Below are 24,411 nucleotides of genomic sequence, written 5' to 3'. Positions count from 1 at the left end.
AAGAGTACTTTGATTATCATCTTAAAGAAACTGAATGGCGTTGGATGAGGGAACCTAATGAGTTAGCAACTGAGCTGTGGAACCTCATTAGGTAAAATTAAGTGTAAATCTGCTAGTCTAGAGCCATGAATATTATGCTCAATCCTATTTTGGATCAGTTGGAGAGTCTCTGCTTGAATTTGTCCAGGTAATAGGTCATGAGCGATATTGCTGAACCGGATTGCAACCTTACAAATCGAGCCAATAATTTCATCGACTTCTTGGACACAAAGTTCCGCTTCCTGAGTACCAAGTTTCACAAGAGCTTGTCGAGGAATATCCAGTGCCTCACCCATGATATCCATTTGATGTGCAGGAAAGTTCTAAACCTTTACTGATCGCTTCTGCACTGTATTCAAAGGCGATTAATGGCCGACCTGTGATTGCGGTTGAGGAGACCAATGTACCCCAAAGCCAATATTCACCCCATCCATTGTAGTAAACATTAAGTTTTTGAGCATGGATTTATTTCCTTTTGATACGTTGGCGAGCACTACTGTTCTGAAATGACAGCTTTGTCCGTTATAATTGTATAAACATTTTTGGTTTCTGGTAATTATGTCCTCATTGATCAATTTTCTATCTCGCTTTAGTACTGCAACTCTTCAGCGCAGTCTGAGCTATGCTAAACACATTGATAGGGAAACGATTGAGTTCTTTGAGGAAAAAGACGGGGTTACGATGTATGCCCAAATTGAAGGAACAGATTATTACGATACCGCAATTACCTATAATCCCCAAAAAGACCGTTTAATCGATGACGACTGCACTTGTCCGGTTGGATATAACTGTAAACATGCTGCTGCTTTAGCGCGGTTATTCTTTCAGGAATATCGCCAAGAATTTCAGCAGCGTTATGCTGACTCTCAATCCCCGCAGGGAATCACAAAACGCCAACGGGGGGATGATCAGGCGCAGCGCTGGTTGAATGATTTTAAACGGTATTTACAACAGACTGAACCAGAGCAATCTGTCAAAACAAACAATTATTTAATTTACCTGCTAGATCAGTCTGTCAGCTTAAAGAAATTGACAGTTGATGTTCAGAAGGCCAGACGCAATAAAAACGGCTCAATTGCGGGGGAAAGTTATTATACCCAATATGAAAATATCACCAGAAAGCATCTGACTTTACCTGAACAAAAACGACAATTATTTAACCAGATTTATTATTATGCCAAAATAAACAGTGACGAACGTTTTTATCAAAGCAATCTTGATATCTCCGGAATTTTATTGGAGCATTTCAAATCTTTTATTCAAAGTGGCGATGTGTACTGGCAAAAAAAGAGCCATACTGCACTTCAATGGTCAGAACAAGGCTATCACATCGAACTGATCTGGCAACAAGGTGTAAACAAACAGACAGAGCATTTAAATATTGAATTGGTCAATGGTGATATTCGACTCGATTTAAAATCAAATCCACATATCCAAATTCTCGCTAGCCAGCCACCGTGTTATGTGGATATTCAACAGAACACGGTGGGCCAGTTATATGGTGAATATACGGCAAATCTTCTGTACCATTTTTTACAGATGCCTGATCTTCCATCTATGCTCTTGCCAGAGTTTGAGAAACTGACTCATCAATATTCAGACGTGAAAAATCTGCCTCAGCCCGAGTCTATTCAGCATATTGATGTCCTTGAGGGTAGTCCCCAGCCAATTTTACGCTTCGGTGTTTTAGATAAATTTGATTGGAAATGGGAAGAGTCTGTTTGTGCTGAAATTGAATTCTCCTATGCAGGCGGGCGAATTAAAGCAGGTACATCAGGTGACAGTTTCATTGGTGAGCAGCATGACAAAATGGTGCGACAGCTTCGGGACTTAGTTCAGGAACAACAGTCAATCCAGCGTTTACAGCTATTGGTCGAATCACTGAAGTGGGTGAAAGATCTTAGTTATGACCAGCAATTAAAACTGGATAAACAACGTCTCGATTCTATGGTTTTTGCTTTCTATGGAGACTGGATCAAACAGCTGATGCCCATCAATCAAATTGAGTTGATGGGCTGGCAGATAGAGCATCTGGAAAACAGCCCCTTTAACCTGCAATATGTTGAAAATTTAAATATTTCTATCACTGAATCTGAAGGCCAGCAGGACTGGTTCAATATCGGGGCGACGGTTCAAGACAGTGCAGGCAATTCTTATAATTTACTTGATGCGCTCGTAGCTTTGGTGCGAGTAAATCCTGATTTACTTGATCCGCGGACTTTTATTCATCTGCATGATAGTCAAATTTTCACCGTGAAAACTGCAGCGGATCAACCCGATTTGGCTTTATCCGCAAAGGACATTAAGCCGGTATTATTGCATCTGCAGAGCATTTTACAGCAAGAAGAGCGCAGTATTGATCGCTATGATGCGAGTCAATTATTAGAATTGCAGCATAATCTTGGGATGACATGGCAGGTCAGTGATCGCCTGCAGAAATTTGTACATAAATTCAAACAAGGCTATCAGCAACAACTGCCAACACCACAAGGTTTTCAGGGGGAGTTGCGTCTATACCAGCAGCAGGGCTTAGGCTGGTTACAGTTTTTAAGGGAAACCCAGCATGGCGGGATTCTGGCAGATGATATGGGCTTGGGGAAAACAGCACAAACTTTAGCCCATCTACTCATGGAAAAGCAGGCTGGATATTTGCAGGATAGTCCCGCCTTAATTGTTGCACCCACATCGCTGATGCATAACTGGTTCAAAGAAGCGGAAAAATTTACCCCTGAGCTCAAGGTACTGCTGCTACAAGGCCCCGACCGCCATCAGTATTTTGAGCAGATTTCACACTATGACATTGTGTTAACCACCTACCCGCTCTTGGCGAGAGATGAAGAGCAACTGAAGCAATATGAATATCATCAACTCATTCTGGATGAAGCGCAGAATATTAAAAATCCGCGTGCCAAAGCTGCACAGGTAGTACGGCAATTAACAGCGCGACATCGTCTATGTCTAACTGGTACACCTATGGAAAATCATTTGGGTGAGCTGTGGGCACTATTTTATTTTCTAATGCCAGGATTTTTATATTCACAAGAAATCTTTAATAAAAAGTACCGCTATCCTATTGAAAAACGCGGTGATCAGCAGTTAAGACAAAAGTTGGTCAACCGGATTAAGCCCTTCATTTTACGTCGCTTGAAAACTGACGTAGCCAAAGAGTTGCCAGAAAAAACCACGATTGAAGTCAATATTGACATGAATGAGCAGCAATCCAAGCTATATGAGGCTGTTCGTGCCACGATGCAGGCAAGCATTCAGAAAATTGTGGCAGAAAAAGGCTTTAAACGTAGTCAAATTCAAATTTTAGATGCCTTACTGAAGCTACGTCAGGTGTGCTGCCATCCTAGCTTACTGAAACTGGATTCAGTTAAAACCGGGCAGGCGCATTCTGCCAAACTTGAACAGTTGATGGATATGGTTGTTCCAATGGTGGAAGAGGGGCGAAAAATTCTTATCTTCTCTCAGTTTACTTCAATGTTGGAACTGATTGAACAACAACTCCATCACGCAGAAATTGGCTATGTGAAGCTGACTGGAAAGACCAAAAAGCGAGATGAGGTCATTACAGCGTTTCAGTCTGGACAAGTGCCGGTATTTTTAATCAGTCTAAAAGCAGGAGGGGTCGGTCTGAATCTAACTACCGCAGATACGGTCATTCACTATGATCCATGGTGGAACCCTGCTGCTGAAGATCAAGCTTCAGATCGTGCATGGCGGATTGGACAGGACAAGCCGGTATTTGTCTATAAGCTGATTACTAATAAAAGCATAGAAGAAAAAATTCTTGCCTTACAGCAAAATAAAGCAGAACTGGCACACTCTATTCTAAGTACAGATCATGAAGGCGAAGCGAAACTGACGGAAAATGACGTGATGAACTTGTTTGAGAAATTTTAGCTTGGTTACAGGTTTCCTCTAATCATCTGTAAGTATCTGAAAGTCTGGATGCAATTTTTTCCAATGTTCTCTTAATTTTTCTTTATGAACAGAAATCATAGGTAAGTCTAGTAATAGCGCTGGCCATACTGACCGTGCTTTATCGATGATCTCACGAAGTTGTTTTTCTATAACACGCCATGGAACACCGACTTTTTCCGCCCATTGTTTAAAGTGTTTCATCTCAGCTAAATACCAATCTTTATTTTTGGCAAGATTCAATGCGAAATGACGCTCATTTTCAATATATACACTTGTCATCAATATATCGTATGCAGGGGATAATCTTGGCGTTGTTTTATCGTGATAAATCATACTCCAGTTCTTTAAGTGTGCATCTCCATTGGCGAGCAAAATGTTGACAAGTAAGCGGCTGGCAAATTGCTGAATATCAAGAATTTTGTTATCTGAAAATTGATAAATGATCTTTCCTATCTGCTCATAATTTGTGGTGCTGTATTTCTGCTGTGGATATGCACCGAAGATCTGAGCAAAGTCTTCGATGTGAATAAGCTCTGTAGTATCAGCAGTACTCTGTCTATCAAATCTTTTTATTGCAAAAGCATATTGCTCTTGGGGTAAATTTAATGGTGGAAGGTTTTGTAAGAGTGCCATATCCACCAAGCGAATCTCAGGGACATCTATTCCGACCATTTTGGCAAGGCTCATCATAGAATATTCATTTAGCGGAACAAAGGCATGTCTGGAAGAAGGAGTTTTGACAATCCAGTCCCCGAGTAGAGTCGTTTCCGTTGCCTGTGCTAATGTAAAACGCCCATCTTTGGCTTTCATGGAAAACTTCATTTGGACGCCGGCCAAGGAAAACTTATTATTTGTCCGAATCTCTTGTTTTAATATCTGATCTGGATTCGAGATCTGAAGCTTAAATTTTATTCCATCTGGGATTTCTTCTGGATCTAATGGAGTCGCAATGAGTGCTCCAGGTAAATCATGACCTAAAGCTGCCAATAACTGAAATTCATTGTCTATATGTACTTTGAGGCTTTGTGCAATCAGTTCGCGTAATGCACCTTCTGGTAGCAAGTTTGATAGCAAGGGATGTAAACGCTGATGTGTAACATAGGTCTTTTCTAAAATCTTATCCACTTGAGGATACAAGGGGGAAGTCAGCAGGCTCAAGGTTGGGCGTTGCTGATCAGAGCGGAAAGAATCTGTAAAAACCAGAATATTTTTTCCGCTCTGAAATCCTGCCAAGTATCCAACGACAGCGTGATGTAATGTTAATTTCAGGACGGCAACAGTATTCATGGTTCCTCTCCTCCGAGAAGACCCTTCCATGGGTTAGTCATTAAGTCATCCTGATCTTCAATAGTGACTTTAATTTCATCATTCAATAATTGTCTAATCAAATGAACCTTATCATCAGGGATGAGCATCAGTTGAGCATTTAATCCTGCCGCTATAATTTCTAAGGTCTCTAATCGAGGGTTGCCCTGACTTTCCAGTTTTTGGTACTGCTGTCTTGAAATGCCTGTACGGGATTGCATATCAACTTGCTTTAAGCCCAATTGGGTTCGTCTTTTTTTGATTTGCTGTAGTAAAGACTTATTTAGTGTAGACATATTTATTGCTTTTTGGTGGTATAAGAAGCATATTAGTTGCTTTTTTATTAAGAAGCAATGACAGAAATTATTAACAGGCTCCGCGGCATCAATATTTAGGATCTAGGCAAGCTGATCTTGTTTAACATAAGCCACTTAGTAGTAGCTAATACTATCTTTTGTTTTGGAGTTTTTTTTATCTTGTATGATTGATACTCTGGAGCATCATCTACACGGTTTTTTGTTCACAGTTTTGAAAGAGCACTTTTGTAAACTTACTTTTTTAAGTATAAAAATTTCTTATGAAGTAAAATATTGAATAAAACAACAATAAAAAAGCCCCAGTCATTCAACTGAGGCTTTTAGAATCTGGAGCGGGAAACGAGACTCGAACTCGCGACCCCAACCTTGGCAAGGTTGTGCTCTACCAACTGAGCTATTCCCGCAGGGTCGATCAATTTTTTACTTTAAAAAATGAACAAAAAAGAATTTGGAGCGGGAAACGAGACTCGAACTCGCGACCCCAACCTTGGCAAGGTTGTGCTCTACCAACTGAGCTATTCCCGCATGCCGTGTATAATACAGCATGCAAAAACAGGGTCAATAACTTTATGAAAAATCTTGTGTCGATTGCATAAAATAAAAGCAATATTCTCTGTGCTTCCAGACAATTAGACAAAATTTATGCAAAATTTAATGAAATCTCGGCACAATCAAATAATTGCAGACATTTCTTGCACCGAAATAGCGGATAGAACAGGGTATACTGGACCCATATCTTGAATCGGAGTCAGGCCATGAGCTTAGAACAACAACTGAAAGACCGTTTGGCACAATTGTCACCTACCTATCTGGAAGTCGTGAATGAATCTTCAGGTCATGGTGGATATTTCCCGGGTAAGGAATCGCATTTTAAGGCGGTGATTGTCAGCGAAGCTTTTACTGGCCTGCGTGCGGTACAACGCCATCAAAAAGTCTATGCTGCGGCAGGTGATTTGCTTTCTAAAGATAAAATTCATGCCTTGGCAATTCATGCTTTCTTGCCTGAAGAGTGGACAGGACAGGACACGTCTAGTCCAGAATGTGCACATGCACCGAAAAACTAAGAGGATTTTATGGATACCCAGCTTTTAGTCAAGATTATTCATATGTCTGCGGCAGGACTGGCCATTGTGGCCATTCTTGCACGTGCTATTACCCTGTTTGTGGATACACAGGGCAATCAGCCGAATCCAAAAGCACGTGTATTTCTGGTCGCTTTGCAGCACCTGGTCATTAGCGTGATTGCCTTAACTGGGATTATTGCCCTGTTTTTAAAGAATTTTGATGTACAGCCTTGGTTTTATGCCAAAATCATTTTATTCCTGGTGCTGATTTCATCCCTGGGCAAGGCGTATAAAAAAGATGATTCAATCCTGCTGGTACAACGCCGTGCTGGCTTATTTATTGCTGTGGTTTCACTTATTGCGATTATGGTATTGGTCATGATCAAGCCGAATTTTGGCTAAATTATTCATCAGTCAATGAACTAAAACATACTGATCATTAGAAAAATAAAGAGGGGTGTTTATGCATACTCGTGTGGTATTTAATCAGAAAGGTGGGGTAGGGAAATCGAGTATTGCAGTCAATCTGGCTGCAATCAGTGCGCATCAGGGGCTTAAAACCCTGTTAATCGATCTTGATCCGCAGGCAAACTCCAGCCAGTATTTACTAGGGGATGATGCAACTTATTCGAGTGACAAGCCGGCGCTAGAACCGAATATTGAAAACTATTTTGAAGATGTATTGGGGAACCAGCAGAGCAAAAGTTTAATTGGTAATGCGATTGGCTCAATTCTCAAGACACGGACTAAAGGGTTGGAAAGTTATCTGCATCAATCACCTTTTAAAAATCTGGATGTCATTCCGGCGAGTCCGAGTTTGGGCACGTTGGCCCATGCACTGGAATCCAAGCATAAGATTTATAAGCTGCGCGATGCCTTGCAACCACTTGCTGAGCATTATGACCGGGTGTATATCGATACTCCGCCGGCATTTAATTTCTTTACGCTTTCAGCACTGATTGCTGCAGACCGTGTTCTGATTCCATTTGACTGTGATGTGTTTTCTAAACGGGCCTTACAAACCTTGATTGAGAATGTCATCGAAACTCAGGATGATCATAATGAGTGTCTGGAAATTGAAGGCATCGTGGTCAACCAGTTTCAGGCTCAGGCAAAACTGCCGCGAGAAGTGGTACAGCAACTGAAAGATGAAGGTCTTCCGGTGCTGAACAGCATGTTGCCGCCCTCGGTGCTGATGAAAGAGTCGCATCAAAAAAATCAGCCATTAATTCACTTGGCAACTGATCATAAATTGACTCAGGCCTATCAATCATTGTTCAATGAGATAGAGCAGCATTAAGATCGAGTTAACTATGAAACTTGTGAAAATAAGCCTGGCGATCAGCATACTTAGCTTGCTGAGTGCCTGTGCAACGACGGTCAAACCGACCTATGTTTCACCGACCCATTATCAGACCCTCAACTGTCAGCAGCTTCAGGGTGAATACAACCGTATTCAGCAGTATCTTGATAATGGTGTTGAGCCGCCTAAACGTACAGGTGTCGGCGTAGGGGTAGGCGTCGGTGGTGGCTGGGGCAGCCGCGGCGGCTGGGGCATTGGTCCGAGTGTATCAGTGAATATGGGGCAGTCTTCCAATACCAAACGCACTGAAACGGCACGTCTAGTGGGTGAACAGGAAGCTATTGTACAAGCTGCAAAATTTAAAGCTTGCCCGATTATTGTCCGTCAAAACACCAATAAATAGCCCTCTAAACATCAAAAAAATGCTGACTTTAGGTCGGCATTTTTTCTATCTTAAAAGTGATTGGTCAAGTGACAGAGTTCACAGTATTTGCCAGAAAAAATGACCGATGCGCATAAAATTTTGAAAGATCTCGTCTTGTGATCAGAACACGAGATTGGTTAAGGTAATCACCTTGTCTGATATGTCTAACCACCATGATTGAAAACTGGCTCTTTGTTTTTGCAACAATAGCAGTGCTGATGATCCCTGGACCTGCCAATGCATTGGTGGCCAGTTCTGCCTATCAGCAGGGAACAGCCAAAACCAGTCTGTATATTCCCGTCATTCTGGTGGGGTATTTATATGCGATCAATGGGTGGGCTCTGCTGGTTCATCTGTTTTCACCAATCTGGCCGAGTTTTCAGGAACTGGTGCATGTGCTGAGTGCAATCGGTGTGGGCTGGATGACCTTCCATTTATTCAAGGCTCGGCAACTGGAACAATATAATCAGAGTCATCCTCAAATCCGTCCCTGGCAGATGTTTAAGGGAACCTTGAAAAATCCCAAAGCAGCGCTTCTGGCAACCGGAATCTTACCGCTCTCTACTTGGGAAAGTCCGAGTAACTTTGTTCTGATCTTTGCCATTTTTACTGGGATTGCCTTGCTGGTTGCATTGTTCTGGATGATCTTTGGACAAGCGATTCTGGCGGGAGAGTCGGCAAAAAGAAAAGCCGACCTGATTTATAAAGGGTCGGCTCTGTTTTTACTGCTTTGTCTGGTGCCCTTGTTGATCAATTGGCTGGAGTAAATGTTCACTCAACTGCTCTAGGCTTTCAGGCAATTTTATTTTTCTTGAGTTTCTGCTGAATAAAGCCAATTACACCTGGCATAACACTTAAAATAATGATGCCAAAAATCAGATGAGTGAAATTATCTTTGACGATTGGCATATTGCCGAATAGATAACCCAGGATCACAAACGAACTGATCCAGAGAAAGCCACCGATCATATTGTAAGTCAGGAAATATTTGTAATTCATACTTCCCGCACCGGCAACAAAAGGTGCAAAGGTACGTGCGAAAGGAATGAAACGGGCAAAAATAATGGTTTTACCGCCGTGTTTAACAAAGAACTGCTGGGTAGCAAGCAAGTGCTTTTTATTGATAAAACGTGATTCGATCTCAAATACACGTGGCCCAATATATTTACCAATATGATAATTCAGGGTATCGCCCAGCACTGCCGCAGTGAACAGTAGTGGAATCAGTACCCAAGGATCCATTGCACCCGTTGAAGCCGCCAGCGCACCTGAAGCAAATAGCAGACTGTCTCCTGGCAGGAACGGCATCACCACCAGTCCCGTTTCAACAAAAATAATCAGGAAAAGAATGCCATAAATCCAGATGCCGTAATTGGTAATGAATTCGAGCAGGTGATCATCAACGTGGAGGATAAAATCAAGCAGTTCCATAGGGAAAAAACAAGCGAAAAGGTGATCAAATCCTAACAGTCTGGGGCATGAAAGTCAGTACCGAACAGGAAAATAATTGCCCGCTCATCCCTGAGGGGTGAATTAAAAATTTATCTTACAAATTGGCGGTGAATTCCTGCGAAAACAGGCTTAGCATGAAAATGTCATTAAAATAAAAATCAAAAGGTGGCTCCCATTTTCAATCCTAAACGCTATCAAATGAAGACAGTGATAGAGATAGATGAAATAAACTTTCAATAGCCACTTAACTGGCCGATCCTAAAATATTCAAATCCAAATAGCGTAAATACGCTGAATTCCGTGGAGAGAAGGGAAAGCTCTCTTGCTGAATCGAAAGCTTAATTCTATTTAAAGAAATAAACCGCTTAATTATTAAGCTGATGGGAATAGTGTGCTTAAGCCTAATAAAAATGCTAGAATACGGCGCTTATCTTTCGTTTGCCTTTCATAGTTGTTTGTCATGACTACCAATACTCAAATTACTGAAGATCGTATCCTGATTCTGGATTTCGGTTCTCAATATAGTCAGCTCATCGCACGTCGTGTCCGTGAAGCTGGTGTATATTCTGAAATGTATGCCTATGACATGTCTGAAGAAGACATTCGCGCATTTAATCCAAACGGTATCATCTTGTCTGGTGGACCTGAAAGTGTTCACCTGGAAGGCAGCCCGCGTGCGCCGCAAGTGGTATTTGAGTTAGGTGTACCTGTACTGGGTATCTGTTATGGCTTGCAAACCATGTGTGAACAGCTTGGCGGTAAAGTTGAGCCAGGTACTGTACATGAGTTCGGTTATGCAGAAGTGGATATCGTGGTACGTGACCAGCTGATTGGTCAGTTGCAAGACCGTGAGAACCAGCTGCATGTCTGGATGAGTCATGGTGACAAGGTTGCACGTATTCCAGAAGGCTTCCAGGTGACTGCAAGCACACCAAGCTGCCCGATTGCCATGGTGTCTGATGAAACCCGCCGTTTCTATGGGATCCAGTTCCACCCTGAAGTGACACATACTTCGAAAGGTGCAGAATTACTGTCTAACTTTGTACACCAGATTTGTGGTTGTCGTGGTCTGTGGACACCAGAACATATTATTGACCTGCGTGTAGAACAGCTTCGTGAACAGATTGGCAATGAAAAAGTATTGTTAGGTCTGTCAGGTGGTGTGGATTCATCAGTTGTAGCTGCGCTTTTGCACAAAGCAATTGGCGATCAGTTGACTTGTGTATTTGTAGACAACGGTCTGCTTCGTTTGAACGAAGGCGATCAAGTGATGCAGATGTTTGCAGACAACATGGGGATCCGCGTGATCCGTGCTGATGCTGAAGATCGTTTCCTTTCTGCATTGGCTGGCGAAGTTGATCCAGAGAAAAAACGTAAAATCATCGGTCGCGAATTTATCGAAGTCTTTGCTGAAGAAGCGCGTAAGCTCGATGGCGTAACCTTCCTTGCACAAGGTACGATTTATCCAGACGTGATTGAATCTGCTGCCAGCAAACAAGGTAAGGCACATGTCATCAAGTCGCACCACAACGTAGGTGGCTTGCCAGAAGATTTGGCATTTGACCTGGTTGAACCATTGCGTGACCTGTTTAAAGATGAAGTACGTAAATTAGGTACGACTCTAGGCTTGCCACACAGCATGATCTACCGTCATCCGTTCCCAGGTCCAGGCCTTGGTGTTCGTATCTTAGGTGAAGTGAAAAAAGAATATGCTGATATTCTTCGCCTTGCTGATGACATCTTCATGCAAGAACTTCGCGCAAGCGGCTGGTACGACAAAACTGCTCAAGCTTTTGCCGTATTCCAACCAGTGAAATCTGTGGGTGTGGTCGGTGATGGCCGTCGTTATGCATGGGTAATTGCACTTCGTGCAGTTGAAACCATCGACTTTATGACAGCGCGTTTTGCACATCTTCCATATGACCTGGTAGACCGTATTTCTACACGTATCATGAACGAAATTGCTGAAGTTTCTCGTGTGGTATATGACGTTTCATCTAAGCCACCAGCAACAATTGAATGGGAGTAATTTTCTAACGAAAATTACTTATCAAAAGAGCGCTTAGGCGCTCTTTTTTTCATTTATACTCAAGAAAAATTAATTCTTAAGCTAAAAAATATATGTCATTACCTACTTATGATCAGTTAATGCTGCCTTTGATGAAATTATTATCAGAAATAGAAGGGCCAATTAAAATTTCAGATGCCGCCAATATCCTAGCTGAGCGTTCTGGCTTACCTGAAGAAGATCTAAATAAGGTACTACCAAGTGGTAAAAATATATTTAAAGATCGAGTTGCTTGGGCAAAGACATACTTAGTCAAAGCAGGTTTAATTCATCAACCAAAACGAGCATATTGTGAAATTAGCGATTTAGGAAGAAAAATTGATTTAAAAAACTTAGAAGCAATAACTAATGAATTTTTAGCACAGTTTGATGGATTTATAGATTTTAAATTTGGAAAGAAAAACGAAGAGGGATTAGAGGTCGAAATTTTAAAAAATTTTGAAAACTCAAATAAATTACAAGAAACACAAACACCTGAAGAAACAATTCAGACTACGACTGAATTATTAAGGTTCAATTTGAAAAGTGATTTACTTCAAATGGTAAAGGAAAAGTCTCCTTCATTTTTTGAGAGACTTGTTGTAGATCTGCTTGTTGCTATGGGCTACGGTGGTTCACATCAAGATGCAGCCCAAGCAATTGGTAAAACCAACGATGGTGGAATTGATGGAGTCATCAGTGAAGACCGATTAGGCTTAGATAAAATTTATATTCAAGCAAAACGTTGGGAAAATACAGTAGGACGTCCTGATATTCAGCAGTTTAAAGGGGCTTTAGCGGATCAGGTTGCCAAGAAAGGCGTATTTATTACTACTTCTAATTTTAGTAAAGAGGCAATTGAATCCGCAAAGAAGTCGGGAATTGTATTAATTGATGGTGATAAGTTAACGTCTTTAATGATTGAATTTGGTTTAGGCGTACAAATAGAACGTAGTTTTCATATCTATAAAATTGATCAAGATCGTTTTGATGAAGATAATTTTTAACTCATAAAAAGAGCGCTTCGGCGCTCTTTTTTTATTATCTTTCAAATGACATTTAAGCCGGTTTAACCTGCCAGTTTTGAAGTTCTCCAAATAAACCTTGGTCAAGTTCAGGATCATAACACTCGACTCGGTTCCGACCATTGGCTTTAGCCTGATACAGGGCAATGTCAGCCTGTTTAATCAGCGCCATTAAATCCGTTTCACTGCTTTCCAGAATGGCCGCACCAATTGAAACGGTAAAATCAAGACGATGCCCATGTTCCAGATTGACCACAATATTCTCGATTTTGTATCTTAAACGCTCGGCAATTTTTAACGCATCATCCAGTGAAGTTTCAGGAAGGCATGCGATAAATTCTTCACCCCCATACCGTGCCAGCACATCATGGCGTTGCATTTCATTGCGTGTGGTCTGCGCAATCATCTGGAGTACCTGATCTCCAACATCATGCCCATAACGGTCATTGATCTGCTTAAAATGATCGACATCAAAGACCAGCAAACTGATTGGAGCAGGCTGTTTAAGATTCTTTCGGATCAGCTGTTGCACCAGATATTTAAAACAGCGTCTATTATTCAGGCCTGTCAGCGAGTCAGTATGGGCGAGATTTTCAAAGGTCTGACGATGATATTCATTCAGGGTATGTTGCAGGAATACCAAACGGGATTTTAGTGTAGAGCTCCAACTGATATATAAACTGAAGGTCAATACCGGCATATAGATCAGGGAAAACAAGAACATCTGATACAGATTAGCTTGGGTATTAAAATACACACCAATATAAATCACCAGTGTAATCAGACCGGAATTAATCAGGCTAGGCCAGAAGCGAATCTGCACACATAGATTGGCCAGGACAATAAATACCAGTGAAGCATATTGATAAATGAGCGTATGCGGACTTTCAGACTGGTTTAGATTAAAAACCAGATTGCACTTGCCCCGATAATCGAGGTCGGCAACAGCAGGTCAAATACAGGCAAATTCCGGTAAAAATGATACATCCAGATGGTTATCAGCACGATCACCAAGGTATAGCCTAGCTTGGTCAGAATGAGCAAATTCATAATGTCATTCAGTACCAGAATATCGGCAAGGGTGTAGGAGGCATATGCCACCTGTGCAAATAGGTTTACCTACAACAAATATTTTAGAGTGAGCTGTTTCTGATGCCTAAAGTAGGCAGGTTTTAAAGACCCAGGAATACGAACAAGAGGATCGTGAAGGGCATCCTGAAGCAGGAGGCGAGCTTCTTCTTCATATTTATCTGGCATATCGCCTTCCCACATTAAATCCAAAGAAATGAATAAGATGAATATTTATATTTGTATGAAAAATATTCTATTCTTTTAGAAATTATTTGAAAAGCATCACAAACAAATTTAGGCCTAATTCTTAAATTCTTGTCTAATAATCTTGATTTTGCTATCAGGTTACAAAGCAGACCAAGACTGTTTCGCTTTATGATGAGCGCCAGACTGCTCCTGTTTATTCAAAGGTTTAAATACATTCCAGGGATTTGGAGAGAGCGGTTTAGTCGGTTGCAGCATATTAGGATGATAGACCCTAATCCGGTTTCTTCCCGCTTTCTTAGCTTCGTAAAGCGCAATATCTGCATGCTTAATCAGATCTTCAAGCTCCTGTTGCGGAGATTCAAGCTCAGCAATACCGATAGAAATCGTGAACTGGATTTTCTGGTCAGAATTGATGTACATCACCTGCTTTTGAATCGAGCAGCGAATCCGTTCTGCAATCATCAGGCAATCCTGTAGCTGGGTATCTTCCAGCAAGGCAATAAATTCTTCTCCACCAAAACGTGCCAGTACATCACTAGAACGCATTTCTTTACGGGTAATTTCAGCAATCAGTTGAAGCACCCGGTCACCCACATCATGGCCATAATTGTCATTGATTCTCTTGAAATAATCGACATCAAACATCAAAAGACAGGTGCTGGCAGGCTTTGGCCATTGATGGATTGAACGTTCCGCCATATCCACAAAATGACGACGATTAAATAACTGCGTCAGATCATCAGTATGAGCAAGATTTTTTAAGGTTTGATAGTTCCATTCATCCAGCAAAGTGCGTAAAAAAGAGCGCCGTATGTTGATGATATTATTCCAGTTGATATAAATACTAAATGCCCAGAGAGGCGTGAAAACAACGGCGAAAATAAAGGCCTGCGATAGACTCATGAGATGGGTTACCCCAATCATGATAAACAGGGCGATAAAAATAGAACAATACAGCGCACCCTTAAACTCGGTCTGTACACAGAGATTGGTAATTAAAACAAAGATCGCAGAGGCATAGATATAAGTTGACACATGCGGGCTACTCGACAGCAGGAGCAGGCTAATCCAGGTCGCTGCAGCCACAGTCGTGCCCACAGGCAAAATCATGTCCAGAACCCGGATATTCTTTTGATGCTTAAACAGGTAATAGCAGCAAAACATGACAGCAATGACCAGTGATACCCGGATCAGGCCAGACAGGAAAAACATGTCAGGAATAATAAAAATATCGGCAAAGAAATACAGCAAAAAGGCGATCTGCGCCATGTAATTAATCTGGCGAAGATTTTGATGACGATGCACATAAAGATAGTTATAAAAGTACTGCTGGAATTGCGCAGGAATAGGTGCAGCGCGATGTACAAGCGCATCTTCAATTAACTGGCGATTTTGCAGATCACATTCGGCCAACTTTAATGATCTATCTGTGGTCGAGTTTTGAAAAGACATATTCGCCGTTGAATATATATTTTCATTCGAGGATGACATGTCCTGATCCAATCTTATTTTTATTGGGTCCTATTATGGACCAAATGAATAAAAAAAAATCTCCCTAGAATCAGGGGGTAGTACGAATTTTAAAAAGAAAACGTAACAAAATTTTTGTTTTGTAAATATGAAGCTATACGGATCACATTTTTATAGATTGCTGATTTTAATCATTTATATCAATAAAAATAGGCGTTTCACGTGAAACATGAGTATGATGAATAAGTTGATTTAAACGAACTGATGTAAGGTGCTTGAATGATTATATGATTCATCACCAAGATCTTGATTACAGGATTTGGAAGACTGAAGCCTTTAAGTATTTGAACTGTTCTGATGAGTAGCACATTTTATACGTATCGAAATATTTCCAAAGATAGATTTTGTGGGTAGACGCGGTACATTGTTCTATGAGGTAGACATCTTATGATGATCAGGGAAAGATGTCTTGATGCAGCATATAGCCAGAATGAACTTGCCGAGGTCAGCTCAACCATGTCGAATAATAATGATATTGAACTGTCAAATTCAGATGATTGTGAAAAGTATATCAATCAGTTCATACAGGAAGTTCCTTTACGGCGTGCAGAAATCGGGCAGGGAACTGTCATTAAACGCGCCTTGCCGAGTCGGCATAAACGCATGATTGGCGCCTGGTGTTTTCTGGATCATGCCGGTCCTACTCAGTTTCCTCAGGGAGATGGTCTGGATATCGGACCGCATCCGCATATTGGCCTGCAAACTTTTACCTGGATGATTGAAGGCACCATGATGCACAGTGACAGTCTGGGTAACCGGCAATTGATCCGGCCGAAACAGGTTAATCTGATGACTTCAGGCTATGGCATTTCGCATACAGAGGTTTCACCGGAAACTGAAACCAAGATGCATGCAGCACAGCTCTGGATCGCCCTGCCTGATGACAAGATCAATATGGCTCCCGCGTTTGATCATTATCCGGAATTACCTGTGATCGAAGAACAAGGCATTCAATGTACGGTCCTGGTCGGGGAATTCCTAAATACACAATCCCCGGTTAAAGTGCATACCGAACTTTTGGGTGTGGATCTGTTTGCTGCTGAAAGTACCCGTGCCCGTTTGAGTTTAGATCCAAGATTTGAATATGGCTTTATGGCCCTTGAGGGTCTGGCAAGTATTAATGGGCATGAACTGACTGAAGATAATATGGTGATTCTTGAGCCGGGATTACAGTATGTAGATGTCGAAATTCATGCGGGTGGGCGAATCTTGCTGATTGGTGGAGAGCCATTTGAAAGCCCTATTTTATTGTGGTGGAATCTGGTTGGTCGTGATGTGGAAGAACTGAAGCTGGCCCGTGAACAGTGGATGATGGGGCACCCGCGTTTTGGCACCATTCCAAGCTATGATGGGCCGCGTATGGAAGCACCAGCATTTCCGGAACATATGCGTGCTTCTCGATAAATCTTTCATATAATTATAAGAACAAAGGATCAGTATGGCCCGTATCGCACTTGCCAAAATACAGAGCTTAACCATACCGTGGCAGGGAGAAATCAGTCATGGTCAGCATCATTATCTGACCGATAAACCGGAATCCTTCGGTGGGCAGGATGCAGGTCCTGCACCTTATGATCTGCTTTTAGGCAGTCTGATCTCTTGCACCATGATTACTTTGCGCATGTATGCCAAACATAAGGACATTGAACTGGGCGACTTTCAGGTTGAAGCAGAATTCTTTGCCAATAAAGAAGGACAGGAATGGATTGAACGACGCTTAAGTTTCGATATTACTCATGATTCGGCTTTGCAGCAGAAAATTCTGGAGATTTGTGCCAAAACCCCGGTGACCAAAACCCTGTTACGTAGTCTGGAGATTCGGACCAGCCTGATTTAAGCTAAAAGAGAGTACGCTATATCCGGTAGGGAAAATGTAAGTAGACTGATAAACTCTTTAGTTAGAGCCAGACTTTTTGCTATGCTCACGCAGTAATAACAATAAAATCATGAGTCTAATATGCGTGTTTTACATCATCTCGAACAATCAAGATCATTTCGAATCATGTGGGCCTTGGAAGAGCTGGAACTTGATTATGAGATCAACTATTACAAACGCCTGCCTAACTATTCTGCTCCGCCTGCTTTGAAACAGGTTCATCCTCTGGGTAAAGCCCCGATTCTGGAAGATCAGAATCTGGTACTGGCTGAGTCTGCCGCCATTCTGGAGTATCTCCAAGAAACCTATGATTCGACCCATCAGTTTCAGCCGATCAGTGCCGAGAACAAGGCGCAATACCGCTACTGGATGCATTATGCAGAAGGGTCTTTGATGCCTTTGCTGGTCATGCAACTGGTGATGACCAAAGTTCCTGAGCAAGTGCCATTTCTGGTTCGTCCCGTGGCTAAAACAATTTGTGAAGGGGTAAAAAAGCAGTTTGTACAAAGCCGTCTAAAAGACCATATCCAGTTTCTGGAAGATCATTTAAGCCAGCATGAATATTTTGCCGGTCGTTTCAGTTTTGCGGATATCCAGATGAGCTTCCCACTTGAAGCCATGCAAAGCCGTACCGGTAAAAGCTATCCGGCGATTCAAGCCTATCTGGAACGGATCTCGCATCGTGCGGCTTATTTCCGGGCCTTATCCAAGGAGCAGGCATTAAAGTCTTAAAGCCTTCGCTAAAAAAGAAAAGGTGCGATTTGCACCTTTTTTATTTCTGAATCAGTCCGGGAAACTGAGTCGTTCTTTAGGAAAAATCACCTTAAAGGTGGATCCCTGATTTTCACGGGAATCAATTTCGAGCTGAGCCTGATGTTGCATCAGTACATGCTTCACAATCGCCAGACCCAGTCCTGTGCCACCAGTACGGCGGCTACGGTCAGAATCTACCCGGTAGAAACGTTCAGTCAAGCGAGGCAAGTGTTTAGGATCAATCCCAATTCCGGTATCTTCTACGACAAAATAGGCCGATTCACCATCATCATGCCAGCCCATGGTGACAGTTCCACCTTTAGGCGTGTACTTGATAGCATTGGTAATCAGGTTACTGAAGGCACTGGCAATTTCCATATCTGATCCGATCAGGTCACAGTGACTGTCAATATCCAGATTTAGGGTATGGCCATAATCCACGTTATAGGCTTGCGCATCATCAAACAGCTGGTTCATCAGATTCGGCATATCAATAATCTGGTTCTTGGCAATATTCTTGTCATTTTCCAGACGGGATAGCAGCAACAGGTCATTCACTAGTGCATTCATGCGACGAGTCTGGGACTGCATCTGGTCAAAGGCGCGTTTCCAGCGCGGGCTAATATCTTCCTGATCGGTAAAGGTTTCGATATAACCGCTGAGCACAGTCAAAGGGGTACGCAGTTCATGCGAAATATTATCGACAAAGTCCTTACGCATCTGTTCCAGATTATGCATGCGGGTCACATCATAGGCGACCAGTAGGCGACTTTCACCACCAAAGCGGGTCATTTTGATTTGTACATAATGATCTTCAAATATCGAAGATTTCATCTTCAGGCCATCAGGTGCATCATCAATATGATGATAGTAATCAATGAAATTTGGCTGACGTAACAAACTCAGGATATTGCGGCCGCGATCTTCCTGACCAATCCCCAGTAACCGTTCTGCCGCCGGGTTCCACCATTCAATCTGCTGGTTTTCATCAATCAGTACCACGGCTTCTTGTAGGGCGACTAGCGAGGATTGTGCACGGTCAATCAGCTCGACCATCTCCGCCTGAACAACACGTTCCTGACGCTGGGCCCGATAGACATTGAACAGTAAAGCGCCCCAGATCCCGTTAATATTTGGCGGTACATCATAGGGACGGTTCGAGATCCATTCATTGACCAGGTAGAGTGAACGCAACTGTGTGCCAAAGAAGGCAACAAAGGCCAGAACGATACAGATCCAGAAATAGCCGATGCCTAGACCAATACAACTGGCAATGACCAGGAAGAGAAGAAGTAGACGTAAATCTTGCTTGGCAAAATCCCATAGGCTGCTGTAACGGAGTCTTTTGTGCTCGTGTGACAGTTCGGGAACAGGATAGGGCTCATACATAAAACAAGATTTACCTAAAAAACAATTAACCCAGTGCAACATCGGCACGGGTCGAGAAACGGTAACCGGTGCCACGCACAGTTTGTACATAACGGTCAGCGCCATAAGGTTCAAGTACCTTACGCAGGCGACGGATATGCACATCAATGGTCCGGTCTTCAATATAGACGTTGCCACCCCAGACCTGATCCAGCAATTGCGCACGGGTATAAGCACGTTCCGGATGGGTCATGAAAAATGCCAAGAGACGATATTCAGTCGGTCCCATATCCAGAATAGTACTGCCAAAATTCACGCGCTGACTGACTGGGTCTAATACCAGTCCGTTAGCATCAATGGATTTTTCACCGCTGAGGGCATTAGAGCGACGCAAAACAGCTTTAATACGTGAAACCAGCTCACGGGTCGAAAATGGCTTGGTCATATAGTCATCGGCACCGGCATCCAGTCCCTGAACTTTATGATCTTCTTCACCACGCGCGGTCAACATGATGACCGGAATTTCGGACAGGTTTTCATCACGTTTCAGACGACGACAGAGATCCACACCACTCACGCCACCTGGCATCATCCAGTCCAGCAAAATCAATGCTGGACGCTGGTCCACAATCATTTGATGAGCCTGCTTGGCATCTTCTGCCTGTAAACATTGAAAGCCTGCCATATCCAGAGCAGTATGGATCATTTCACGAATCGGCAGTTCATCATCAACAATTAGAATGTAGTCATCTTTCACAGCGCAATACCCTATTTCATGCAAACGGTGGACCGTTTTATATTTATGACAGGCTTATTACAAAGATTAATTATGACAGTATCATTGCAGAATAGGTAGTTCCGGGGCCTTTCGCAAAGATTTGTCACAATTTAAGCTGTTATTTTATAAGAGGGTCTTAATTCAAAATCTTGTAGATCACTGAAAGCTAGATCTACGTAGACCTTATCCTGATTTAAAAATTATCTAACCGGATCCGCCGGTTTCTCTGTACCCAAAGTGTCTAATAAGGCAAAGAACACCAGACTACAGGAAGACAGAATTTCTTCCAAAGACTGCTTAAAGCCGCTCATGACCCAGCGAATCGCAATCTGGGTGACATAACCATTAAGTCCGGTCGAGACCAGGGAAATCTCTCGTTCAGAACGATTAAGGTTCGGCATCATCAGCATGACAAAGGCCTGAATCATACGGTCGAAACGGCCCATGGTTTCATGAATCGTGGCCTGATTATGCAGTTCTTGAACCAGCATCGCATCGATATAAATAATTCGTGCCATACCCGGATTGTCACGTAAGGTCGTCAGCAAGGCAGTCAGACCGGCTTCGATCATTTTCTTTGGATCAGAAGAAGCCTGCATCATGGCTTGCATGACATTCTGCTGTAACTGGTCAATCAGCTTGAGGAAAATAGTCTGGAACAGATGTTCGCTTTTCTTAAAGGATTCATAAAAATAACGTTCAGTCAGTTTGGCTTCGTTACAGATATCCTTCACAGTGACCGAAAAGAAACCATGACGACCATACGCCTCGATTCCGGCCTCAATCAGCTTTTCACGACGTGCCTGCTGACGCTCAGCCATGGAAAGTCCTTTAAACTGGCGTTCCTTACTTTTACTTGCTAGTTTTTGTCCTGAATTTACTGCATCCGTCATAAAGACCATAGACTCATGTGCTTGAGATTTTAAGTATCTTATCAATAAATCCGGCTTTGACCTATGCTGAAATTCAAGCCTGAAAATTGGCCCGTAGAGACATGCTGGAATTATTGACAATATGGATTGTCAAAACTATATTGAAACAGTGTGCTGTATCCCTATGCGACAGAAAAACAGGCTGTCATGGAAGGGCAGTGTTTTAATCAAGGAAATTCAATGAAAAATTTTAATAATAAAGTCGCGGCCATCACAGGTGCAGGTTCAGGTATCGGCCAGCAACTTGCGGTGCTTTTAGCAAAGCAGGGCTGTCATTTAGCTTTAAGCGATGTGAATGAACAGGGTCTGGCTAAAACCGTTGAGCTGTTGAAAGGTACTGATGTTCGTGTCACAACCAAAAAGGTCAATGTGGCTAATCTGGAAGAAATGCACGCTTGGGCCGCTGAGGTCGAGAAAGATCATGGCAGCGTGAATATGATCTTTAACAATGCTGGAGTGGCCCTTGGTTCTACCGTAGAAGGTGCCAGCTATGAAGAGCTGGAATGGATTGTAGGCATTAACTTCTGGGGCGTAGTTTATGGCACTAAAGAGTTTCTGCCTTTAATCAAGAAAACCGGTGATGGTCATGTCATCAATATTTCCAGTCTGTTTGGTTTAACTGCCCAGCCAACCCAGTCTGCTTATAATGCCACTAAATTCGCTGTGCGTGGTTTTACTGAATCCTTGCGTCAGGAACTGGATATGGAAAACTGCGGCGTAAGCGCACTCTGTGTACACCCAGGCGGAATCCGTACCAATATCGCCATTGCAGCGAAAATGAATGACAGTATTCGTAGTCTGGGAATGCACCCGGAAAAATCTGCACAGAATTTCAATAAGCTGCTGCGTTGTCCACCGGAAGAAGCAGCGCGTCAAATTCTGGACGCGGTGCAAAAAGATAAACGCCGTCTGCTGATTGGGAATGATGCTAAAGCCATTGACCTGATGCAGCGAATTCTACCGACGGGTTATCAGAAGGTCATGGCTTTAGCTACCCGCCTCGGCAAGCAGAAGAAAAAGTCAGCTTAAAACGATCTGATCAAAGCCCGCGTAAGCGGGTTTTTTTATGCCTGAAAACTTAAGCAGCTAAAGTATTTTATAAATCAAAAATGGTGCATAAGAATGTCAATAAATTGACAGCGTTAGATAAGCCGATTCGGCATGATGATTTCACAAACCGAAGGTCGACATAATTATAGATAGAGGAAATGATCATGGCTTATGAATATAAACACATCCAGGTACAACCAATTGGTGGCCGTATTGGCGCTGAAATCCAGGGCGTAAAACTGTCAGCGGATTTGGCTGATGAAGTGGTAAATGAAATCAACCAGGCATTATTGCAGCATAAAGCGATCTTCTTTAAAGATCAGCAACATCTAGATGATGTCGCTCAAGAAGCCTTTGCAGCACGTTTAGGCACACCGTTGAATCACCCGACTGTACCGGTAAAAGATGGGTCTGCACATATTCTGGAAATTGATTCACGTGGTGCTCGTGCAGACAGCTGGCATACGGACATCAGCTTTATTGATGCCTATCCAAAAGCTTCTATCCTGCGTAGCGTGGTTGCACCCGCAGTAGGTGGCAATACCGTATGGGCAAATACAACCGCTGCCTACAATGATTTACCTGAAGAACTGAAAACACTGGCGGATAGCTTGCGTGTGATTCACAGCAACAACTTTGACTATGCTGCAAAAGTCAGTGTTCCAAAAGAAGCTTTGGAAAAATATAAAAACTACTTCAATTCAACTGAATATGAAACTGAACATCCATTAGTACGCGTTCATCCTGAAACAGGTGAAAAAACCTTGTTATTGGGCCATTTCTTTAAGAGCTTCGTCGGTTATAGCTCAAGTGAATCACGCCGTTTATTCGACCTGTTCCAAAGTTATGTAGAGAAGCTGGAAAATATTGTCAGCTGGCGCTGGAGTGCAGGTGATGTGGCGATCTGGGATAACCGTGCAACGCAACACCGTGCGATTAATGATTATGGTGACCAGCACCGTGTAGTACGCCGTGTAACTTTAGAGGGTGATGTGCCAGTCGGTGTGGATGGCCGTCCAAGCCGTGAACTGCGTAAAGATGTCAAGCAGGACATTAGCAACTTCCGCTATAACAGCGAAGACGGTATTTATGAAAAAGTTTCATAAGTAATTCTTATTCAATTGGAAACTTTGCATATAAATAGCTAAAGAATCAAGAATAAATGATTCGCCAGTCATTAATGATCCATCTAATATTTAAATAAAATATAGGGTGGATCATTTTATGAAAATTCATACTGCAAAAAATAATGTGGATTATGACATATTAAAAAATATATTTAAAAATATCTCTGAGGATAAGCTGGATTATATTTTAAAATATTCAACGATTCGAAAATATCAAAAAGGCGATTTGATATTAAATAAAGAAAATTGCCATACTGCTTTATATATATTGCTTGATGGGATTATCCAGATTGGATATTTAAGCCCATCAGGTCGTTTTCATGCCTTTAATTATTTCTCGGAAAAGCATCTGATTAACCTGCTTCCTTGCCTCAATACACAAGTGATTGATTATGATTATTATGCTTTTAATCAGGTCAAGGTCCTGCAAATTCCACAGCATATATTTATAGAAGAAATAAATGATAACAATCACTTAAAGCAGGATGCTTTAAATATTCTCAGCCGTCGGATGCAATATCTGATCCAGCAGGTTAAATTCCTGCAAGTCGCTAATTTACATCAAAAAGTATGCAAGGTTTTGCATGACCTTTCGATTCAGTACGGTCGATCTCATCCTCTGGGAACTGAAATTAAACTCAAGATCTCCCAGCATGATTTAGCAGATTTACTCTCTGCTTCACGCCAAACCATTAATAAAGAAATAAAGAATCTGGCCAGTCAAAATATTCTAGATTGGCAATATGAAAATATCGTGATTAAAAACAAAGAATATTTAAATTATCAGATTAACTGGATTTAAAATAATATTTTTGG

The 24,411-nt window shown here is 42.1% G+C and carries 23 protein-coding genes, 2 tRNA genes and 2 pseudogenes; 15 read left to right on the top strand and 12 right to left on the bottom strand.

Features of this window, described 5'->3' with window-relative positions; translation table 11 throughout:
• Positions 1-95 (top strand): annotated as a pseudogene (locus FTU01_RS11215) (IS1595 family transposase); the annotation flags it as partial.
• Here FTU01_RS11215 and FTU01_RS11210 read toward each other — a convergent pair.
• Positions 63-350, bottom strand: a pseudogene (locus FTU01_RS11210) (hypothetical protein); the annotation flags it as partial. The pseudogenes FTU01_RS11215 and FTU01_RS11210 sit on opposite strands and share 33 nt — an antisense overlap.
• A gap of 247 nt (positions 351-597) precedes the next feature.
• On the opposite strand from FTU01_RS11210, the gene FTU01_RS11205 reads away from it, so the two are divergent.
• Positions 598-3,945: a DEAD/DEAH box helicase gene (locus FTU01_RS11205; protein ID WP_180139114.1), complete on the top strand. Its 3,348-nt coding sequence runs from the start codon at positions 598-600 to the stop codon at positions 3,943-3,945.
• Between the two features lie 18 nt (positions 3,946-3,963).
• Here the strand turns inward: FTU01_RS11205 and FTU01_RS11200 are convergent, their stop codons facing one another.
• The 4 genes from FTU01_RS11200 to FTU01_RS11185 form a co-directional block, all read right to left on the bottom strand.
• Positions 3,964-5,253: a type II toxin-antitoxin system HipA family toxin gene (locus FTU01_RS11200; protein WP_180139111.1), complete on the bottom strand. Its 1,290-nt coding sequence runs from the start codon at positions 5,251-5,253 to the stop codon at positions 3,964-3,966.
• Complete coding sequence (locus FTU01_RS11195; RefSeq protein WP_180002657.1) at positions 5,250-5,567, bottom strand: helix-turn-helix domain-containing protein; 318 nt, start codon at positions 5,565-5,567, stop codon at positions 5,250-5,252. The genes FTU01_RS11200 and FTU01_RS11195 overlap by 4 nt, the downstream gene beginning before the upstream one ends.
• Before the next feature lie 349 nt (positions 5,568-5,916).
• Positions 5,917-5,992: transfer RNA gene (locus FTU01_RS11190), tRNA-Gly, on the bottom strand.
• Positions 5,993-6,037: 45 nt separating this feature from the next.
• Positions 6,038-6,113, bottom strand: a tRNA-Gly gene (locus FTU01_RS11185).
• A 230-nt stretch (positions 6,114-6,343) separates the two neighbouring features.
• On the opposite strand from FTU01_RS11185, the gene FTU01_RS11180 reads away from it, so the two are divergent.
• From FTU01_RS11180 to FTU01_RS11160, 5 genes are all read left to right on the top strand, one after another.
• Complete coding sequence (locus FTU01_RS11180) at positions 6,344-6,652, top strand: BolA family transcriptional regulator (RefSeq protein WP_180052695.1); 309 nt, start codon at positions 6,344-6,346, stop codon at positions 6,650-6,652.
• A 9-nt stretch (positions 6,653-6,661) separates the two neighbouring features.
• Positions 6,662-7,054 carry a SirB2 family protein gene (locus FTU01_RS11175; protein WP_159124117.1) on the top strand — a complete coding sequence of 131 codons (393 nt, stop codon included), beginning with the start codon at positions 6,662-6,664 and terminating at the stop codon, positions 7,052-7,054.
• Between the two features lie 61 nt (positions 7,055-7,115).
• On the top strand, positions 7,116-7,952 hold the full coding sequence (locus tag FTU01_RS11170) for a ParA family protein (RefSeq protein WP_180052696.1): 837 nt from the start codon (positions 7,116-7,118) through the stop codon (positions 7,950-7,952).
• 13 nt (positions 7,953-7,965) lie between these two features.
• The gene (locus FTU01_RS11165; RefSeq protein WP_180052697.1) at positions 7,966-8,358 is read left to right on the top strand and encodes a hypothetical protein; all 393 of its coding nucleotides are present in this window, start codon (positions 7,966-7,968) and stop codon (positions 8,356-8,358) included.
• 194 nt (positions 8,359-8,552) lie between these two features.
• On the top strand, positions 8,553-9,146 hold the full coding sequence (locus FTU01_RS11160; RefSeq protein WP_166134737.1) for a threonine transporter RhtB: 594 nt from the start codon (positions 8,553-8,555) through the stop codon (positions 9,144-9,146).
• A 25-nt stretch (positions 9,147-9,171) separates the two neighbouring features.
• Here the strand turns inward: FTU01_RS11160 and FTU01_RS11155 are convergent, their stop codons facing one another.
• Positions 9,172-9,810, bottom strand: a complete 639-nt coding sequence (locus tag FTU01_RS11155; protein WP_034704672.1) for a DedA family protein — start codon at positions 9,808-9,810, stop codon at positions 9,172-9,174.
• A 481-nt stretch (positions 9,811-10,291) separates the two neighbouring features.
• Here FTU01_RS11155 and guaA point away from each other — a divergent pair, with 481 nt between their 5' ends.
• Both guaA and FTU01_RS11145 read left to right on the top strand, forming a co-directional pair.
• A complete protein-coding gene (guaA, locus tag FTU01_RS11150; protein ID WP_005233328.1) occupies positions 10,292-11,860 on the top strand; it encodes a glutamine-hydrolyzing GMP synthase in 1,569 nt (522 codons plus the stop codon).
• A gap of 92 nt (positions 11,861-11,952) precedes the next feature.
• The gene (locus tag FTU01_RS11145) at positions 11,953-12,885 is read left to right on the top strand and encodes a restriction endonuclease (protein ID WP_004780654.1); all 933 of its coding nucleotides are present in this window, start codon (positions 11,953-11,955) and stop codon (positions 12,883-12,885) included.
• 52 nt (positions 12,886-12,937) lie between these two features.
• Here FTU01_RS11145 and FTU01_RS15580 read toward each other — a convergent pair whose 3' ends face one another.
• The 3 genes from FTU01_RS15580 to FTU01_RS11135 all read right to left on the bottom strand — a co-directional run bounded on the left by FTU01_RS15580 (position 12,938) and on the right by FTU01_RS11135 (position 15,672).
• The gene (locus FTU01_RS15580; protein WP_373686383.1) at positions 12,938-13,726 is read right to left on the bottom strand and encodes a GGDEF domain-containing protein; all 789 of its coding nucleotides are present in this window, start codon (positions 13,724-13,726) and stop codon (positions 12,938-12,940) included.
• A gap of 74 nt (positions 13,727-13,800) precedes the next feature.
• A complete protein-coding gene (locus FTU01_RS15575) occupies positions 13,801-14,004 on the bottom strand; it encodes a hypothetical protein (protein WP_257233670.1) in 204 nt (67 codons plus the stop codon).
• 315 nt (positions 14,005-14,319) lie between these two features.
• Entirely contained in the window at positions 14,320-15,672 is a 1,353-nt protein-coding gene (locus FTU01_RS11135; protein ID WP_180139109.1) for a GGDEF domain-containing protein, read from the bottom strand.
• 495 nt (positions 15,673-16,167) lie between these two features.
• Between FTU01_RS11135 and FTU01_RS11130 the strand changes: the two genes are divergently transcribed.
• The 3 genes from FTU01_RS11130 to FTU01_RS11120 all read left to right on the top strand — a co-directional run bounded on the left by FTU01_RS11130 (position 16,168) and on the right by FTU01_RS11120 (position 18,319).
• The gene (locus FTU01_RS11130) at positions 16,168-17,115 is read left to right on the top strand and encodes a pirin family protein (protein WP_180139117.1); all 948 of its coding nucleotides are present in this window, start codon (positions 16,168-16,170) and stop codon (positions 17,113-17,115) included.
• Positions 17,116-17,149: 34 nt separating this feature from the next.
• The gene (locus FTU01_RS11125; protein WP_159124123.1) at positions 17,150-17,548 is read left to right on the top strand and encodes an OsmC family protein; all 399 of its coding nucleotides are present in this window, start codon (positions 17,150-17,152) and stop codon (positions 17,546-17,548) included.
• Between the two features lie 120 nt (positions 17,549-17,668).
• Positions 17,669-18,319 carry a glutathione S-transferase gene (locus tag FTU01_RS11120; RefSeq protein WP_159124124.1) on the top strand — a complete coding sequence of 217 codons (651 nt, stop codon included), beginning with the start codon at positions 17,669-17,671 and terminating at the stop codon, positions 18,317-18,319.
• Positions 18,320-18,370: 51 nt separating this feature from the next.
• Here the strand turns inward: FTU01_RS11120 and phoR are convergent, their stop codons facing one another.
• The 3 genes from phoR to FTU01_RS11105 all read right to left on the bottom strand — a co-directional run bounded on the left by phoR (position 18,371) and on the right by FTU01_RS11105 (position 21,379).
• Positions 18,371-19,729 carry a phosphate regulon sensor histidine kinase PhoR gene (phoR, locus tag FTU01_RS11115; protein WP_159124125.1) on the bottom strand — a complete coding sequence of 453 codons (1,359 nt, stop codon included), beginning with the start codon at positions 19,727-19,729 and terminating at the stop codon, positions 18,371-18,373.
• Positions 19,730-19,754: 25 nt separating this feature from the next.
• The gene (phoB, locus tag FTU01_RS11110) at positions 19,755-20,465 is read right to left on the bottom strand and encodes a phosphate regulon transcriptional regulator PhoB (RefSeq protein ID WP_159124126.1); all 711 of its coding nucleotides are present in this window, start codon (positions 20,463-20,465) and stop codon (positions 19,755-19,757) included.
• Between the two features lie 221 nt (positions 20,466-20,686).
• Positions 20,687-21,379: a TetR/AcrR family transcriptional regulator gene (locus FTU01_RS11105; RefSeq protein WP_179992733.1), complete on the bottom strand. Its 693-nt coding sequence runs from the start codon at positions 21,377-21,379 to the stop codon at positions 20,687-20,689.
• A 219-nt stretch (positions 21,380-21,598) separates the two neighbouring features.
• On the opposite strand from FTU01_RS11105, the gene FTU01_RS11100 reads away from it, so the two are divergent.
• The 3 genes from FTU01_RS11100 to FTU01_RS11090 all read left to right on the top strand — a co-directional run bounded on the left by FTU01_RS11100 (position 21,599) and on the right by FTU01_RS11090 (position 24,397).
• Complete coding sequence (locus tag FTU01_RS11100) at positions 21,599-22,447, top strand: SDR family oxidoreductase (RefSeq protein WP_180069992.1); 849 nt, start codon at positions 21,599-21,601, stop codon at positions 22,445-22,447.
• Between the two features lie 185 nt (positions 22,448-22,632).
• Complete coding sequence (locus FTU01_RS11095) at positions 22,633-23,574, top strand: TauD/TfdA family dioxygenase (protein WP_180139107.1); 942 nt, start codon at positions 22,633-22,635, stop codon at positions 23,572-23,574.
• 118 nt (positions 23,575-23,692) lie between these two features.
• Complete coding sequence (locus FTU01_RS11090; protein WP_180011599.1) at positions 23,693-24,397, top strand: Crp/Fnr family transcriptional regulator; 705 nt, start codon at positions 23,693-23,695, stop codon at positions 24,395-24,397.
• Positions 24,398-24,411 lie beyond the last annotated feature (14 nt).

The organism is Acinetobacter sp. YH12043 (assembly GCF_013419915.1).
GTDB lineage: Bacteria > Pseudomonadota > Gammaproteobacteria > Pseudomonadales > Moraxellaceae > Acinetobacter.
Note: the sequence above shows the minus strand (reverse complement) of the source record. Positions and strands in the feature narration are given on the sequence as shown.

What these genes read in the sequence shown, in the direction of transcription:
- FTU01_RS11205 (WP_180139114.1), top strand. Translation starts at nt 598, where the DNA reads ATGTCCTCATTGATCAATTTTCTATCTCGCTTTAGTACTGCAACTCTT.
- FTU01_RS11200 (WP_180139111.1), bottom strand. Translation starts at nt 5,253, where the DNA reads ATGAATACTGTTGCCGTCCTGAAATTAACATTACATCACGCTGTCGTT.
- FTU01_RS11195 (WP_180002657.1), bottom strand. Translation starts at nt 5,567, where the DNA reads ATGTCTACACTAAATAAGTCTTTACTACAGCAAATCAAAAAAAGACGA.
- FTU01_RS11180 (WP_180052695.1), top strand. Translation starts at nt 6,344, where the DNA reads ATGAGCTTAGAACAACAACTGAAAGACCGTTTGGCACAATTGTCACCT.
- FTU01_RS11175 (WP_159124117.1), top strand. Translation starts at nt 6,662, where the DNA reads ATGGATACCCAGCTTTTAGTCAAGATTATTCATATGTCTGCGGCAGGA.
- FTU01_RS11170 (WP_180052696.1), top strand. Translation starts at nt 7,116, where the DNA reads ATGCATACTCGTGTGGTATTTAATCAGAAAGGTGGGGTAGGGAAATCG.
- FTU01_RS11165 (WP_180052697.1), top strand. Translation starts at nt 7,966, where the DNA reads ATGAAACTTGTGAAAATAAGCCTGGCGATCAGCATACTTAGCTTGCTG.
- FTU01_RS11160 (WP_166134737.1), top strand. Translation starts at nt 8,553, where the DNA reads ATGATTGAAAACTGGCTCTTTGTTTTTGCAACAATAGCAGTGCTGATG.
- FTU01_RS11155 (WP_034704672.1), bottom strand. Translation starts at nt 9,810, where the DNA reads ATGGAACTGCTTGATTTTATCCTCCACGTTGATGATCACCTGCTCGAA.
- guaA (WP_005233328.1), top strand. Translation starts at nt 10,292, where the DNA reads ATGACTACCAATACTCAAATTACTGAAGATCGTATCCTGATTCTGGAT.
- FTU01_RS11145 (WP_004780654.1), top strand. Translation starts at nt 11,953, where the DNA reads ATGTCATTACCTACTTATGATCAGTTAATGCTGCCTTTGATGAAATTA.
- FTU01_RS11135 (WP_180139109.1), bottom strand. Translation starts at nt 15,672, where the DNA reads ATGTCATCCTCGAATGAAAATATATATTCAACGGCGAATATGTCTTTT.
- FTU01_RS11130 (WP_180139117.1), top strand. Translation starts at nt 16,168, where the DNA reads ATGTCGAATAATAATGATATTGAACTGTCAAATTCAGATGATTGTGAA.
- FTU01_RS11125 (WP_159124123.1), top strand. Translation starts at nt 17,150, where the DNA reads ATGGCCCGTATCGCACTTGCCAAAATACAGAGCTTAACCATACCGTGG.
- FTU01_RS11120 (WP_159124124.1), top strand. Translation starts at nt 17,669, where the DNA reads ATGCGTGTTTTACATCATCTCGAACAATCAAGATCATTTCGAATCATG.
- phoR (WP_159124125.1), bottom strand. Translation starts at nt 19,729, where the DNA reads ATGTATGAGCCCTATCCTGTTCCCGAACTGTCACACGAGCACAAAAGA.
- FTU01_RS11105 (WP_179992733.1), bottom strand. Translation starts at nt 21,379, where the DNA reads ATGACGGATGCAGTAAATTCAGGACAAAAACTAGCAAGTAAAAGTAAG.
- FTU01_RS11100 (WP_180069992.1), top strand. Translation starts at nt 21,599, where the DNA reads ATGAAAAATTTTAATAATAAAGTCGCGGCCATCACAGGTGCAGGTTCA.
- FTU01_RS11095 (WP_180139107.1), top strand. Translation starts at nt 22,633, where the DNA reads ATGGCTTATGAATATAAACACATCCAGGTACAACCAATTGGTGGCCGT.
- FTU01_RS11090 (WP_180011599.1), top strand. Translation starts at nt 23,693, where the DNA reads ATGAAAATTCATACTGCAAAAAATAATGTGGATTATGACATATTAAAA.